The following is a 13062-nucleotide window of genomic DNA, read 5'->3' on the forward strand; positions in this document are numbered from 1 at the left end:
CCGCCGATCGGCCCGCGATCGGCGCGATCACGGTGCAGCGGATTAACTGGTCCGAGTCCAAGAACGGAGCTAGGGTGGCCCGGTGATCGAGACACTGGTGGCGGGCGACTCCGCGGACCCCCTGGACTACACCGACGGCTGGGAGCTGCAGCGCCGCCTGCACGCCGAGGTGGTGGCGGGCTCGAGGCCGGACACCCTCGTGCTCTGCGAGCACTCCTCCGTCTACACCGCCGGCAAGCGCACCGAGGCGCACGAGCGCCCGGACGACGGCTCGCCCGTGGTCGACGTCGACCGCGGAGGCCGGATCACCTGGCACGGCCCGGGCCAGCTCGTCGGCTACCCGATCGTGCGGCTCGGCGAGCCCGTCGACGTGGTCGCCTACGTCCGCTCGCTGGAGGGCGTGCTGATCGCCGCTCTCGACGACCTGGGCGTGCAGGGGCGGCGCGTCGACGGGCGCTCGGGAGTGTGGATCCCGAGGGACGGCGGCGCCGACAAGATCGCCGCGATCGGCATCCGCGTCGCCTCGGGCGTGACGATGCACGGCTTCGCCCTCAACGTCTCGAACAGCCTCGAGCCCTACGCCCGCATCGTCGCCTGCGGCATCGCCGACGCCGGAGTGACCACGCTCGAGCGCGAGCGCGGCGAGGCTCCGCCCATGGAGGCGGTGCGGGCGCGGGTGGCGGCGCGCTTCTCGGAGGCGGCCCCCGCCTTCTCCGCCCGCATCGAGGAGGTCGCCGCGTGAGCGCCGAGGCCGGCGGCCGCAAGCTGCTGCGGCTGGAGATCCGCAACGCCGAGACGCCGATCGAGCGCAAGCCCGAGTGGATCCGAACGAAGGCCTCGATGGGCCCGGAGTACCGGCAGCTGCAGTCGCTGGTGAAGAGCGAGGAGCTGCACACCGTCTGCCAGGAGGCGGGCTGCCCCAACATCTTCGAGTGCTGGGAGGACCGCGAGGCGACCTTCCTCATCGGGGGCGCCCAGTGCACCCGCCGCTGCGACTTCTGCCAGATCGACACCGGGAAGCCCGCGGACTACGACGCGGACGAGCCCCGGCGCGTCGGCGAGTCCGTGGCGCGGATGAACCTCCGCTACGCGACCGTCACCGGAGTCGCCCGCGACGACCTGCCCGACGAGGGCTCCTGGCTCTACGCCGAGACCATCCGCCAGATCCACGCCCAGGCTCCGGGCACGGGGGTCGAGATCCTGGTCCCGGACTTCACCGGCCGCGCCGAGCACTTGCAGCGGGTGTTCGACGCGGAGCCGGAGGTGTTCGCCCACAACGTCGAGACAGTGCCGCGGATCTTCAAGCGCATCCGGCCGGCCTTCCGCTACGAGCGCTCGCTCGACGTGCTCACCCAGGGCCGGGAGGCGGGGCTGATCACGAAGTCGAACCTCATCCTCGGCATGGGCGAGGAGCGGGAGGAGATCTCGCAGGCGCTGCAGGACCTCTACGACGCCGGCACCGACATCGTGACCATCACGCAGTACCTCCGCCCGACGCCGCGGCATCTGCCGGTGGACCGCTGGGTGCACCCGGAGGAGTTCGTGGCGATCAAGGAGGAGGCCGAGGACATCGGCTTCCTCGGCGTCCTCGCCGGGCCCCTGGTCCGCTCCTCCTACCGCGCCGGCCGGCTCTGGGCGCGCTCGATGGAGTCGAAGGGCCTGCCGGTCCCGGACCATCTGCGCCACCTCGCCGACGCGGCGCTGGGCTTCTCGCAGGCCGTGTAGCCCGCCACCGGGACGGCGCAGGCGCGTCGTCCCGGGCGGGGCGGGGCCGCTCAGCTGACGAGCTGCTGGGCGAAGACGTGCGGGGTGAAGCCGGTGAGGTCGCCGATGCCCTCGCCCTGGCCGACGAGCTTGATCGGGATGCCGGTCTTCTCCTGCACGGCGAGGACGAAGCCGCCCTTTGCCGAGCCGTCGAGCTTGGTGATGACGAGGCCGGTGACGCCGGCGTGCTCGATGAACGCCTCCGCCTGGCTCAGGCCGTTCTGACCGGTCGTCGCGTCGAGCACGAGCAGGATCTCGGAGATCGGCGCCTGCTTCTCGATGACGCGCTTGATCTTCGTGAGCTCGTCCATCAGCCCGCCCTTGGTGTGCAGGCGGCCGGCCGTGTCGATGATGACCATCTCGACGCCGGTGTCCTTCGCGAACTGCACGGTCTGGAAGGCGACGGACGCCGGATCCTGGCGCTCCTGCTGCGGGCGGACGATCTGGGCGTCGGCGCGCTGCGCCCAGGTGGCGAGCTGGTCGACCGCCGCGGCGCGGAAGGTGTCGGCCGCGCCGACCACGACGCTCCGGCCGTAGTTGCGGAGGAACTTGGCGAACTTGCCGATGGTCGTGGTCTTGCCGACGCCGTTCACGCCGACCACGAGGATCACGGCGGGGCGCTCGCTGAGCTTGAGGGTGGTGTCGTACTTCGACAGGCGCTCCTCGAGGGACTCGCGGAGCATCCGCTGGAGGTCGCGCGGGTCGGTGGTGGAGTATCGGGCCACCTTGGCGCGGAGGTCGTCGACGATCTCCTCGGTGATGTCGGGGCCGAAGTCGGCGGTGATCAGCGCCGTCTCGAGGTCGTCCCAGGTCTGGTCGTCGATCGTGCGCTTCTCGAACAGGCCGCGCAGTGCGCGGCCGAGCGACCAGGAGGTGCGTTCTGCCATGGGTCCAGGCTACCGGCGGGCGCGCCTCCGAGCGGTCCGGGAGGCGGGTTCAGGCCGGGGGCGCGGCGACGCGCTGGCCGACGACGGCCGAGACGCCGTCCTGCCGCATCGACACGCCGTAGAGGGCGTCCGCGATCTCCATGGTCCGCTTCTGGTGGGTGATGACGATCAGCTGGCTCGAGGTGCGCAGGTCCTCGAAGATGCTGAGCAGTCGGCCGAGATTCGCGTCGTCGAGGGCGGCCTCCACCTCGTCCATGATGTAGAAGGGGCTCGGCCGTGACTTGAAGATGGCGACCATGAACGCCACGGCCGCGAGCGAGCGCTCCCCTCCGGAGAGGAGCGACAGCCGCTCGATCTTCTTGCCGGCCGGCCGCACCGCGACCTCGATGCCGGTGGTGAGCAGGTTCTCCGGGTCGGTCAGGCGGATGCTGCCGGTGCCGCCGGGGAAGAGGACCGGGAACACGTCCGCGAACGCCGCCTGCGTGTCGTCGAAGGCGGAGGCGAACACCGTCTGCATCGTCTCGTCGAGCTCCTCGATGATGGTGAGCAGGTCCCGCCGGGTCCCGGTGAGGTCGGCCAGCTGCTCGGTCAGGAACGCGTGCCGCTGCTCCAGCGCGGCGAACTCCTCCAGCGCGAGCGGATTGACGCGGCCCAGCTGCCCCAGCTGCTTCTCGGCCTTCTCGAGGCGGCGGCGCTGCTCCTCGCGGACGTAGGGCCGCGGCTCCTGCTCCTCGTCCGTCTCGTCGGGGACGCCGACTCCGGGACCGTACTCCTCCACCAGCACGTCCTCGGTGAGCCCGAGCTCGGACGCGGCGCGCTCGAGCAGACCGGTGAGCTGCAGCCTCTTCTCGTAGATCTGCAGCTCGAGGCCGTGGACGCTCTCGGTGACGGACTGGAGCCGGTCGCGCACGCTCCCCTCCTCGCGGCGGAGCCCCTGCAGCTCGGCGTTCTGCTGCGAGCGCGCCGCCTCGGCCGCGACGAGCTCGGCCCGGGCCTGCTGGACGGAGCGGTCGACGGAGGCGAGGACGGCGGGGAGCGCGGCGGTCACCTCGGCCGCGGCGTCGCGCTGGCGACGGCGGATCACGGCGCGGCGCGCGGCCTCGTCGGCGGCGGCGCGGTCGGCGGCCAGCTGGCGGGCCAGCGCCTCCCCGCGGGACTGCTCCGCCCGCACCCGCTCCTTGGCGGTCTCGACGCCGAGCCGCGCCTCGATCTCGCGCTCGCGTGCGGTGTCGACGTCGCGCTGCAGACCGTCGCGCGCGCTCGCGTCGAGCACCGGCCGGGGCCTGGCGCGCGCGGCGTCGAGCGCCGACCTCGCCTCCTGGGCCGCGCGCTCGGCGTCGCCGACCCGGTCCGAGGCGACGGCCAGCGCCCTCGAGCCCCGGCCGTGCTCGGCGGTGGCCGCCTCGAGCTGGGCGCGCACGCCGCCGAGCCGCTCGGTGTGGGCGGCACGGGCGGCGTCGTGCTCGCGGAGGGCCGAGAGCGCGCTCGCGGCCTGCTCCTTCGCGCCGCGGAGCGCTCCGGTCTGCTCGGCGAGTTCGAAGCGGAGCCGGTCGATCCCGCCCTCGACCTCCTCCAGCCGGGCGGCGGCCGAGTCGCGCTCGGAGACGAGCTCGATCCGGCTGCGCTGCCCGCCGGAGCCGGCGCTCTGCACGGCGTCGGAGACGGTCGCGCCGTCGCGGGTGACCAGGACGGTGCCCGGATCGATGCGCTCCCTCAGGCGCCGCGCCGCGGCGAGGTCCTCGACCACGAGCACGCGCTCGAGGAGCGAGAGGACCCCGGCCGGCGCCGTGACGAGGTCGCCCGCGCGTTCCGCCCCCTCGGGAACGGTGAGAGCGACGTGCGGCCGGGCGGCGTCGGCGACCAGCAGCTCGACGCGTCCGAGGTCGCGCTCCAGCGCGGCGTCCAGAGCCGCGTCGGCCCGGGCGGTCGACTCGACCAGCACGGCGTCGGCGACCGCGCCGAGGGCGGCGGCGATCGCGGCCTCGGAGCCCGGCCGCACCTGGATCCGCTCGGCGACCCGGCCGCGCACCCCCTCGATCCGGGCGGCGATCAGCTCGGCCGAGCCGTCCGAGACGTCGAGGGCCAGCGACAGGGCACCCGTGCGGGCGGCCAGCGCCTCGCGCTCGCGCTCCAGGGCGTGCAGCTCCTCGCGCAGCCGCTCGATCCCGCCCTCGGCGGCCGAGACCGCGGATTGGGCGAGCTCGTAGCCCTCGTCGAGGCCGCCGTCGGGGCCGCGGCCCGCGTCGTCCAGCTCGGCCTCCAGAGCGTCGAGCGCCCGCCGCGCCGCCTCCTTCCGCCGGTCGGCCGCGTCGAGGGTGTTCTGCGCGCGCAGGACCTCGCCCCGGACGGACGCGAGACGGGAGGCGGCGGTGTCGGCCTGCCCCGAGAGGGTGGAGAGCTCGAGGTCGTAGCGCGAGACGAGGGCCGCCTGCGCGGCGATCTCCTCGTCGACCGCGTCGAGGGCGGAGCGGGCGGCGACGGTCGTGCGCTGCGCCTGGACCCACGCCGTCTCCGCGTCGAGGACGGCCTGCCGCAGCCGCTCCAGCTCGACCCGCGCCTCCTCCACCTGGGCCGGCGTCACGCGCGGCTGGATCTGCGGCTGCTCGGACTCGAGCTCGAGCATCGCGAGCCGCTGCCCGGCGAGGGCCGAGAGGTTGCGCAGCCGCTCCTGCACCGACTCCAGCTCGAACGAGGTGCGCCGGGCGTCGTCGACCGCGTCGCCGACCGCCTCCGCCTCGATCCGCGCTCGCCGGAGCGTCGCCTGCTCGAGCCGCTGCTGCAGGACCACCCGCTCGCTGTGCCGCTCGCTCTCGGTGCGGGCGAAGCCGTCCAGAGCGGTCCGGAGCGCGACCACGTCGTCGGCGAGCAGGCGCGCCCGGGCGTCGCGCACCACGGCGGCGATCGTCTGCGCCTGCCGTGCGACCTCGGCCTGGCGCCCGAGGGGCTTGAGCTGGCGCCGGATCTCGCCCGCGAGGTCGGAGAGGCGGGTCAGGTTCGCCTGCATCGCCTCGAGCTTGCGGAGCGTCTTCTCCTTGCGGCGGCGGTGTTTGAGGATCCCGGCGGCCTCCTCGATGAACCCGCGCCGCTCCTCGGGGGTCGCGTGCAGCACGGCGTCGAGCTGTCCCTGCCCCACGATGACGTGCATCTCGCGCCCGAGACCGGAGTCGCTCAGCAGCTCCTGCACGTCGAGCAGCCGGCAGCCGCGTCCGTTGATCGCGTACTCGCTGCCGCCGTTGCGGAAGAGCGTCCGGGTGATCGTCACCTCGGTGTACTCGATCGGCAGGGCGCCGTCCGAGTTGTCGATGGTGAGCGCGACCTCGGCGCGGCCGAGGGGTCCGCGGGTGGAGGTGCCCGCGAAGATGACGTCCTCCATCTTGCCGCCGCGGAGCGTCTTCGCCCCCTGCTCCCCCATCACCCAGGCGAGCGCGTCGACGACGTTGCTCTTGCCCGAGCCGTTGGGGCCGACGACGCAGGTGACCCCCGGCTCGAAGGCGAACGTGGTCGGCTGAGCGAAGGACTTGAACCCCTTGAGGGTCAGGCTCTTCAGGTACACCCGGCCGCCTCGCTCCCGTCCACAACGCCTCCACGGTAGCCGACGGCCGCGGCCGGGCCGGGAGGCGGAGCCCCGACCGGCCGACGGACCGCCGCGATCCCGCACCGGAACAGGCGCAGGAGGCCGCCGCGGGCGCCGGGACGTGCACACTGGGGTGGTGAACCGCACCCCCGACCCAGCGCTCCGGATCCGCGAGCTCGCGATCCCCGAGGCCGTGGGCGCCGACGGCTGGAGCGACTTCCTCGCCCTGACCGCGATCGGCGACGCTGTCGAGGCGGAGGGGACCGGCACCGCCGACCTGGGCTTCCCGGCGGAGGCGAGCCTCGGCGAGTGGCAGCAGCGCGAGCACTCGCCCCGCCGCGCCTTCCTCGCCGAGCGGGACGGTCGGCCCGTCGGCAGCGGGGAGCTGCACTGGAGCACGGCCGCGGACGATGACGCCGCCTGGCTCTCGATCTCGGTCCTCCCGGCCGAGCGCGGGCGGGGAGTCGGCTCGGCCCTGATGGAGCGCCTGAGCGCGGAGGCGGCGGGTCTCGGCCGCCGCGTCCTGCAGACCTGGACGGCGCACCGGGCCGACGCCTCCGGCCCGCGGCTGGCCGCGCTCTCGGGAGCCGGCTCCGTCCCCTCCGCCGACCCCGGCTCGCGACGGCTCGCCGCCCGCGGCTGGTCCCTCGAGCAGGTGGAGCGGGTCAGCGTCGCCCGGCTGCCCCTCGACCGCGAGGCGACCGCCGCGCGACGGAAGGCCGCGTCGCACCACGCCCCCGGCTACGACCTGCTGCACTGGTGCGGCGCGACTCCGGAGGAGTGGATCGAGGACCTCCTGCTCCTGCGCTCGCGGATGTCGGTCCAGGCCCCGTCCGCCGGCCTCTCGGTGCCGGAGGAGACCTGGACCCGCGCGAGGCTCGCCGCCCACGAGCACGGGGCCGCGGCAGGCGGACGACGGGAGCTGACCTCCGCGGTGCTGCAGCGCGCGAGCGGACGACTGACCGGATACTGCACCGTCGACGTGATCCCGGGCCGCGCCGCCCTCTGGGGCGACACGCTCGTCCTGCCCGAGCACCGCGGACACCGCCTGGGAATGCTGCTCAAGCTCGACGCCCTGGAGCACCTCTCCCTGACCGCCCCGGACTGCCGGGCCGTCTACACCTGGAACGCCGAGGAGAACCGACCGATGCTCGCCGTGAACGAGGCCGTCGGCTTCACCCCCGTCGCCCACGAGGGCCAGTGGAGGAAGGAGCTCTCATGACCCCGCTCGTCGAGCCCGGACCGCCGCTCACCGCCGCCGAGCGCGAGCGGTTCGCCCGGCAGATCCGCCTGGCGCCCCTCGGGGAGCTCGGACAGCGGCGCCTCCGGAACGCGCGCGTGCTGATCCTCGGCGCGGGCGGCATCGGCTCGCCGGTGATCACGGCGCTCGCCGCGGCCGGGATCGGGCGGCTCGGCATCGTGGACGGCGACGTCGTCGAGCTCTCGAACCTGGCGCGGCAGACGGCGCACGACGACTCCTCGGTGGGCCGGTCGAAGGCGGAGTCGGCGGCGGAGACCGCGCGGCGGCTCTCCCCCGGCATCGATGCCCGGGCCTTCCCGGTGTCGCTGACCTCGGCCAACGTCGACGCCCTGGTGGCGGGCTGGGACGTCGTGGTCGACGGCTTCGACACCTTCGGCGCGCGCTACCTCGCCTCGGACGCGACGACGCGCGCCGGGATCCCGCACGTGTGGGGGTCGGCACTCGGCTTCGACGGGCAGCTCTCGACCTTCTGGGCCGGCGCTCCGGGCGGAGGGGTGACCCTGCGCGCGCTGCACCTCGAGGCCGAGGACGCGGGCGACAGCTGCTCGACGGTGGGCGTGCTGGGCGCGCTCTGCGCGCTGATCGGCTCGGCCATGGCGGCCGAGGTCGTGAAGCTCGTGACCGGGGCGGGCGAGCCGCTGTTCGGTCGCGTCCTCGTGCACGACGCCCTCGACTCCTCCTGGGCCGAGCTCCCTCTCGAACGGCGGGTGCCGCCGGTCCCGGAGCGGCGGGCCGCGGCGGGCTCGATCACGGCGGCCGAGCTGCGGGAGCGGCTGGCCTGGTCGACGCCCCCGACCGTCGTCGACCTCCGCGAGGACGACGAGGACCGGTCCGTCGCGGTGCCCGGTGCCGTGCGGATGCCGATGTCGCGCTTCGACCCCGCCGCTCTGCCGGCCGGTCCGCTCGTGCTGCACTGCGCCTCCGGGGTCCGGTCGCGTCTCGCAGCGGAGCGCGCGGCGGCGGCGGGCGTGGCGTCCGACTCGCTCGACGGCGGGATGGCGTCGTGGCGGGAGCGGTGACCCGCCCCGTCCTCCACACGACGACCGCCGTCCTGAGCTCGTGACGTACCGCGTCGGCCGCTGAGCCGGTCCGCTCCGTCGCTCACCGGACCGAGGTTGGCGTTCCCGCGCGGCCGTGTGCGACGGAGCACTCCGGGCGGGCCCAGGGACGAGGGGTGCTCCGCAAGAGCGAGTGTCTGCTGCAGAGTGCGCGGAGCGGGTGCAGGCGTCCAGGACGGCTGGTCGAAGGTCAGCCGCCGGCGAACGGCGGCAGGACGTCGACCGCGGCATCGGGACGCAGCGGCGTGGCCCTGTCCGCGGTCGACACGCCGTCGACCAGGTAGGTGCACCGTGCGAGCACGTCGGCGGCCGAGGGCGCGGAGGCGACGAGTCTCTCCTCGAGAGCGCCCAGGTCGGGCACCTCGTCGAGCTCGTCGGAACCGCGGCCGAGGGCGGCCTTGGCCGCCGCGAAGTAGCGGACCCGCATGCTCATCCGCCGATCGCGCTCATGGTGCGCTCGGGCTGCACGAAGCCCGCCCGGTTCATCTCGTGTCCCGCGGGCTTGGCCCACATCGCCCCGCGCCAGAGCTGGGCGACCTCGTGGTCGTCCGCGCCCGCGCGCATCGGGCCGAGCAGGTCCGTCTCCTCGTTCGAGAAGAGGCAGCTGCGGACACCTCCCTCGGCGGTGAGCCGGGTGCGGCGGCAGTCGTCGCAGAAGTTCTCGGTGACGGACGCGATGATCCCCACCTGGCCGAGCACCTCGGACCCCCCGGCCTCGCGGACGTCGAAGAGCTCGGCGGGGGCGCCGTCGCGCGGGGCCGCGTGCGGGCTGAGCGAGAAGCGCTCCGAGAGCAGCGCCCGGATGTCCGCGGCGGTGATCATGGTCGCGCGATCCCAGCCGTGGTCGGCGTCGAGCGCCATCTGCTCGATGAAGCGGAGCTGGTGGCCTCCCGCGAGGGCCCAGGCGAGCAGCTCCGGGGCCTCGTGGTCGTTGATCCCGGGCAGGAGCACCGCGTTGATCTTGGTCTGCTCCAGGCCCGCGGGACCGAGCGCGTCGATGCCTGCGAGCACGCGGTCGAGGAACGGGCGACGGGTGACCTTCGCGAAGGTCTCGGCGCAGATCGAGTCGAGCGAGACGTTGACGCGGTTCAGGCCGGCGTCGGCGAGCGCCGCCGCCCGACCCGACAGGCCGATCGCGTTCGTCGTGAGCGAGATCTCGGGGCGCGGGTCGAGGGAGGCGACGTCGCGGATGATGTCGACGAGATCCTTGCGCAGGAGCGGCTCGCCGCCGGTGAAGCGGATCTGGCGGACGCCGAACTGCTCCACGGCGATGCGCGCGAGGCGGAGGATCTCCTCGCGGCTGAGGAGGGATGCGGGCGGCTGGAACGGCAAACCCTCCGCCGGCATGCAGTAGGTGCAGCGCAGATTGCACTTGTCCGTCAGCGAGATCCGCAGATCGTCCGCGACACGCCCGTAGGTGTCCAGGAGGAGCGGGGTGGCGGGGCGGTCGGCGGGGAGGACCGCGCTGCGCTGTCGGGGCCGGAGGCCCGGGATCCCCAGTGCTGTGCTCATCCGCTCACACTACGCCGCGGAACCGGGCGCGACCCGGCAAGATGGACTCGGTCCCGGCGCCGGTCGGGCTCCGCCGCTCGCGAGAGGACACGATGACCTCGATCGACCTGCACGCCGCCCGGGTGCGGGCGCTGCTCGCGCCGCTGGCCACGCGGGGCGCCCGCGAATCGCTGAGCCTGGATCCGGCCGCCGTCGCCGCCGATCCGGGCGCGTACGACCGGCGGATCCTCGCCCGCTCCGTCGACTCCCCGCTCGACCTGCCGCGCTTCGACAACTCGCAGATGGACGGCTTCGCGGTGCGGGCGGCCGACCTCGACGCGGCGGCGCCGGAGCAACCCGTCGCCCTGCCCGTATCGGCGCCGATCCCCGCGGGCGACCGGGCGCCGCGGCACGAGCCCGGCACGGCGACCCCGATCATGACCGGCTCGCCGCTGCCGGAGGGGGCCGACGCCGTCGTCCCGGTCGAGCGCGTCGATCCTCCGCGCTTCCCCGCGGAGGGCAGCGTCGCCTTCGCGCACCCGGTGGTGCCTGCGACCTTCGTCCGAGCCCGGGGCAGCGACGCCCGCCGCGGCGAGCTCGCCCTCCCGGCCGGCACGGTCCTCCGCGCGGCTCACTACGGACTCCTCGCCTCCCTCGGGCTGACCGAGGCGGAGGTGCTGCCGCGACTCCGGGTGCTCGTCGTCCCCACCGGCAACGAGATCCGTCCCGCAGGCGCCGTCCTCGAGGAGGCGCAGATCCACGACGCGAACGGCGCCCTGCTGGCCGAGGCCGTCCGCGAGGCGGGCGCGCTGCCCGTCGTCGCCGCCTGCACGAGCGATCGGGCCGAGGACCTCCTGGCGCTGCTCGAGGAGCACGCGGGTGCGGCCGACCTGGTGATCACGGTCGGCGGCGTCAGCGCGGGCGCCTACGAGGTCGTCCGCGACGCGCTCGGCCCGGCGGGCTCGGAGTTCGGCCACGTCGAGATGCAGCCGGGCGGCCCGCAGGGCCTCGGTCTCGTGCGCGTGGCCGAGGGGCTGCACCTGCCGGTCGTCTCGCTTCCCGGGAACCCGGTGAGCGCCCTGGTCTCGTTCGAGGTGTTCCTCCGGCCCGTGCTGCGCTCGCTCGCGGGACGGACGCCCGCCGAGCGGCCGCGCCTCCGTGCGCGCCTCGGCACGGCGCTCGACTCGCCCGCGCACCTCCACCAGATCCGCCGCGGAGTCCTCGACGACGAGGGCCTCGTGCACCCGGTGGGCGGGCCCGGCTCGCACCTGCTGGCGTCCTACGCCCGCTCCACCGTGCTCATCCACGTCCCCGTCGGGACGGACCACGCAGCGACCGGCGACACGGTCGAGATCTGGAGGATCGATGACTGAGAGCGATCGGCTCACCCATGTGCGCGGCGACGGAGCCGTGCACATGGTCGATGTGAGCGCGAAGGAGGTCACGGCGCGCACCGCCGTCGCCGAGGGCTACGTCGAGACCTCGCCCGAGGTGGTGCGGCTCCTCGAGCAGGGCGAGCTGCCCAAGGGCGAAGCGCTCGGCGTGGCGCGGATCGCCGGGATCCTCGGCGCGAAGGCGACCTCGACCCTCATCCCGCTCTGCCACCCGCTGGCGCTGGACGGCGTCGACGTGGACCTCGAGCCGCAGGACGGCCGCGTCCGGATCGAGGCGCGCGTGCGCACGACCGGGCGGACCGGCGTCGAGATGGAGGCGCTGACCGCGGTCAGCGTGGCCGCCCTCACGGTCTACGACATGATCAAGGCGGTCGATCGCGGTGCCGCGATCACCGGTATCCGTGTGCTCGCGAAGGCGGGCGGGAGGAGCGGCTCGTGGACGAGCGGAGGAACCCCGTGACGCGGCGGGCGGTGGCGGTCGTCGCCTCCACCCGTGCCGCCTCCGGCGTGTACGAGGACCGGACGGGACCGGCGCTCGAGGCCTGGTTCACCACCCGCGGCTGGGAGTCCCGGGTGGTCGTCGTGGCCGACGGCGACGCGGTGGGCGAGGCGATCGCCGACGCGATCGGCAGCGGAGTCGACGTGGTCGTGACCACCGGCGGGACGGGCGTCGCCCCGAGCGACGTCACCCCGGAGCAGACCGCCCCCCTCCTGGAGCGGCCCCTGCCCGGCCTCGCCGAGGCGGTGCGCGCCAAGGGCGCCGCCCACGTCCCGACCGCCGTGCTCAGCCGCGGGCTCGCCGGCGTCAGCGGCCGCACCGTCGTGGTGAACCTCCCCGGCTCCCCCGGCGGCGTCCGCGACGGGATCGATGTGCTCGACCCGGTGATCGGGCACCTGCTCGACCAGCTCGGAGGCGGCGACCATGCCCGCTGAGCCGGTCGCCCTCGCCCGGCTCGCGGCCGAGGCCATCACCGTCGACGAGTGCGAGCAGGCGGTCGAGTCGCCGACGCACGGCGCCGTCGTGACCTTCGCGGGCGTCGTCCGCGACCACGACGAGGGCCGCGGCGTGCTCCGACTGTCCTACGAGGCGCACCCGGACGCCCCCGCCGCGCTCCTCGCCTCCGCCCGCCGCATCGCCGAGCGCTGGCCCGACGTCCGGATCGCCGCCGTGCACCGGGTCGGCGACCTCGTGGTCGGCGACCTCGCCCTCTCCTGCGCCGTGGCCTCGGCCCACCGCGCGGCGGCCTTCGAAGCCTGCGCGGCACTGGTCGACGACATCAAGGCGTCGGTGCCGATCTGGAAGGAGCAGTCCTTCGTCGACGGCAGCTCGGAGTGGGTCGCGAGCTTGGGCTGATCTTCCTTCGAGCCCGTCCCCGCCGGGCTCGGCGCGGTCGGCCGGAGAGGGTGGTTACGATTCGCAGGGCGGGGGACGACCGCCTAGATCGATCCGCTGGCACGCGGATCGATCGTTCGGCTCGACCTTCCTGATCTCCGAGCCCGTCCCTGCCGGGCTCGGCGCGGTCGGCTTTCCGGCGTGGATGCGATTCGCAGAGCGGGGAGCGACCGCCTAGATCGATCCGCTCACACGCGGATCGATCGTTCGGCTCGGGGGGAGAGCGGAGGGGTGGCGGGT

At 74.5% G+C, this 13062-nt stretch carries 12 protein-coding genes; 8 read left to right on the top strand and 4 right to left on the bottom strand.

Annotation, left to right across the window (positions count from 1 at the left end; translation table 11 throughout):
- The first annotated feature begins 82 nt into the window (after positions 1 to 82).
- Positions 83 to 742: a lipoyl(octanoyl) transferase LipB gene (gene lipB / locus C5C59_RS06460; RefSeq protein ID WP_104238539.1), complete on the top strand. Its 660-nt coding sequence runs from the start codon at positions 83 to 85 to the stop codon at positions 740 to 742.
- Positions 739 to 1725, top strand: a complete 987-nt coding sequence (lipA, locus tag C5C59_RS06465; RefSeq protein ID WP_181134843.1) for a lipoyl synthase — start codon at positions 739 to 741, stop codon at positions 1723 to 1725. Before lipB ends, lipA begins: the two co-directional genes overlap by 4 nt.
- A 50-nt stretch (positions 1726 to 1775) precedes the next feature.
- Here lipA and ftsY read toward each other — a convergent pair whose 3' ends face one another.
- Both ftsY and smc read right to left on the bottom strand, forming a co-directional pair.
- Positions 1776 to 2651 carry a signal recognition particle-docking protein FtsY gene (gene ftsY / locus C5C59_RS06470; protein ID WP_068253475.1) on the bottom strand — a complete coding sequence of 292 codons (876 nt, stop codon included), beginning with the start codon at positions 2649 to 2651 and terminating at the stop codon, positions 1776 to 1778.
- A 49-nt stretch (positions 2652 to 2700) separates the two neighbouring features.
- Positions 2701 to 6204 (bottom strand): chromosome segregation protein SMC, encoded by a 3504-nt coding sequence (smc, locus tag C5C59_RS06475; protein ID WP_104251246.1) that lies wholly within the window; start codon positions 6202 to 6204, stop codon positions 2701 to 2703.
- Between the two features lie 157 nt (positions 6205 to 6361).
- Here smc and C5C59_RS06480 point away from each other — a divergent pair, with 157 nt between their 5' ends.
- Both C5C59_RS06480 and C5C59_RS06485 read left to right on the top strand, forming a co-directional pair.
- On the top strand, positions 6362 to 7447 hold the full coding sequence (locus C5C59_RS06480; RefSeq protein ID WP_181134844.1) for a GNAT family N-acetyltransferase: 1086 nt from the start codon (positions 6362 to 6364) through the stop codon (positions 7445 to 7447).
- Positions 7444 to 8505 carry a ThiF family adenylyltransferase gene (locus C5C59_RS06485; protein ID WP_104239627.1) on the top strand — a complete coding sequence of 354 codons (1062 nt, stop codon included), beginning with the start codon at positions 7444 to 7446 and terminating at the stop codon, positions 8503 to 8505. Before C5C59_RS06480 ends, C5C59_RS06485 begins: the two co-directional genes overlap by 4 nt.
- Positions 8506 to 8734: 229 nt before the next feature.
- On the opposite strand, the gene C5C59_RS06490 is transcribed toward C5C59_RS06485, so the two are convergent.
- Positions 8735 to 8977, bottom strand: coding sequence for a MoaD/ThiS family protein (locus C5C59_RS06490; protein ID WP_104223924.1), 243 nt, complete (start codon positions 8975 to 8977; stop codon positions 8735 to 8737).
- Positions 8974 to 10056, bottom strand: coding sequence for a GTP 3',8-cyclase MoaA (moaA, locus tag C5C59_RS06495; protein WP_104239628.1), 1083 nt, complete (start codon positions 10054 to 10056; stop codon positions 8974 to 8976). The genes C5C59_RS06490 and moaA overlap by 4 nt, the downstream gene beginning before the upstream one ends.
- Before the next feature lie 92 nt (positions 10057 to 10148).
- Here moaA and glp point away from each other — a divergent pair, with 92 nt between their 5' ends.
- From glp to C5C59_RS06515, 4 genes are read left to right on the top strand one after another with little or no spacing between them, the layout of a single operon-like run.
- A complete protein-coding gene (gene glp / locus C5C59_RS06500) occupies positions 10149 to 11408 on the top strand; it encodes a gephyrin-like molybdotransferase Glp (protein WP_104251249.1) in 1260 nt (419 codons plus the stop codon).
- A complete protein-coding gene (gene moaC, locus C5C59_RS06505) occupies positions 11401 to 11889 on the top strand; it encodes a cyclic pyranopterin monophosphate synthase MoaC (protein WP_104232482.1) in 489 nt (162 codons plus the stop codon). Before glp ends, moaC begins: the two co-directional genes overlap by 8 nt.
- Complete coding sequence (locus C5C59_RS06510) at positions 11865 to 12362, top strand: molybdenum cofactor biosynthesis protein B (RefSeq protein WP_244229433.1); 498 nt, start codon at positions 11865 to 11867, stop codon at positions 12360 to 12362. Before moaC ends, C5C59_RS06510 begins: the two co-directional genes overlap by 25 nt.
- Positions 12352 to 12783: a molybdenum cofactor biosynthesis protein MoaE gene (locus C5C59_RS06515; RefSeq protein ID WP_104239721.1), complete on the top strand. Its 432-nt coding sequence runs from the start codon at positions 12352 to 12354 to the stop codon at positions 12781 to 12783. Before C5C59_RS06510 ends, C5C59_RS06515 begins: the two co-directional genes overlap by 11 nt.
- The last annotated feature ends 279 nt before the right edge of the window (positions 12784 to 13062 follow it).

This window comes from Rathayibacter sp. AY1F4, assembly GCF_002931775.1.
GTDB lineage: Bacteria > Actinomycetota > Actinomycetes > Actinomycetales > Microbacteriaceae > Rathayibacter.

Excerpts from the sequence above, each read along its gene's own strand:
- ftsY (WP_068253475.1), bottom strand. The coding sequence starts at position 2,651 with ATGGCAGAACGCACCTCCTGGTCGCTCGGCCGCGCACTGCGCGGCCTG.
- C5C59_RS06485 (WP_104239627.1), top strand. The coding sequence starts at position 7,444 with ATGACCCCGCTCGTCGAGCCCGGACCGCCGCTCACCGCCGCCGAGCGC.
- C5C59_RS06490 (WP_104223924.1), bottom strand. The coding sequence starts at position 8,977 with ATGAGCATGCGGGTCCGCTACTTCGCGGCGGCCAAGGCCGCCCTCGGC.
- moaA (WP_104239628.1), bottom strand. The coding sequence starts at position 10,056 with ATGAGCACAGCACTGGGGATCCCGGGCCTCCGGCCCCGACAGCGCAGC.
- glp (WP_104251249.1), top strand. The coding sequence starts at position 10,149 with ATGACCTCGATCGACCTGCACGCCGCCCGGGTGCGGGCGCTGCTCGCG.
- moaC (WP_104232482.1), top strand. The coding sequence starts at position 11,401 with ATGACTGAGAGCGATCGGCTCACCCATGTGCGCGGCGACGGAGCCGTG.
- C5C59_RS06515 (WP_104239721.1), top strand. The coding sequence starts at position 12,352 with ATGCCCGCTGAGCCGGTCGCCCTCGCCCGGCTCGCGGCCGAGGCCATC.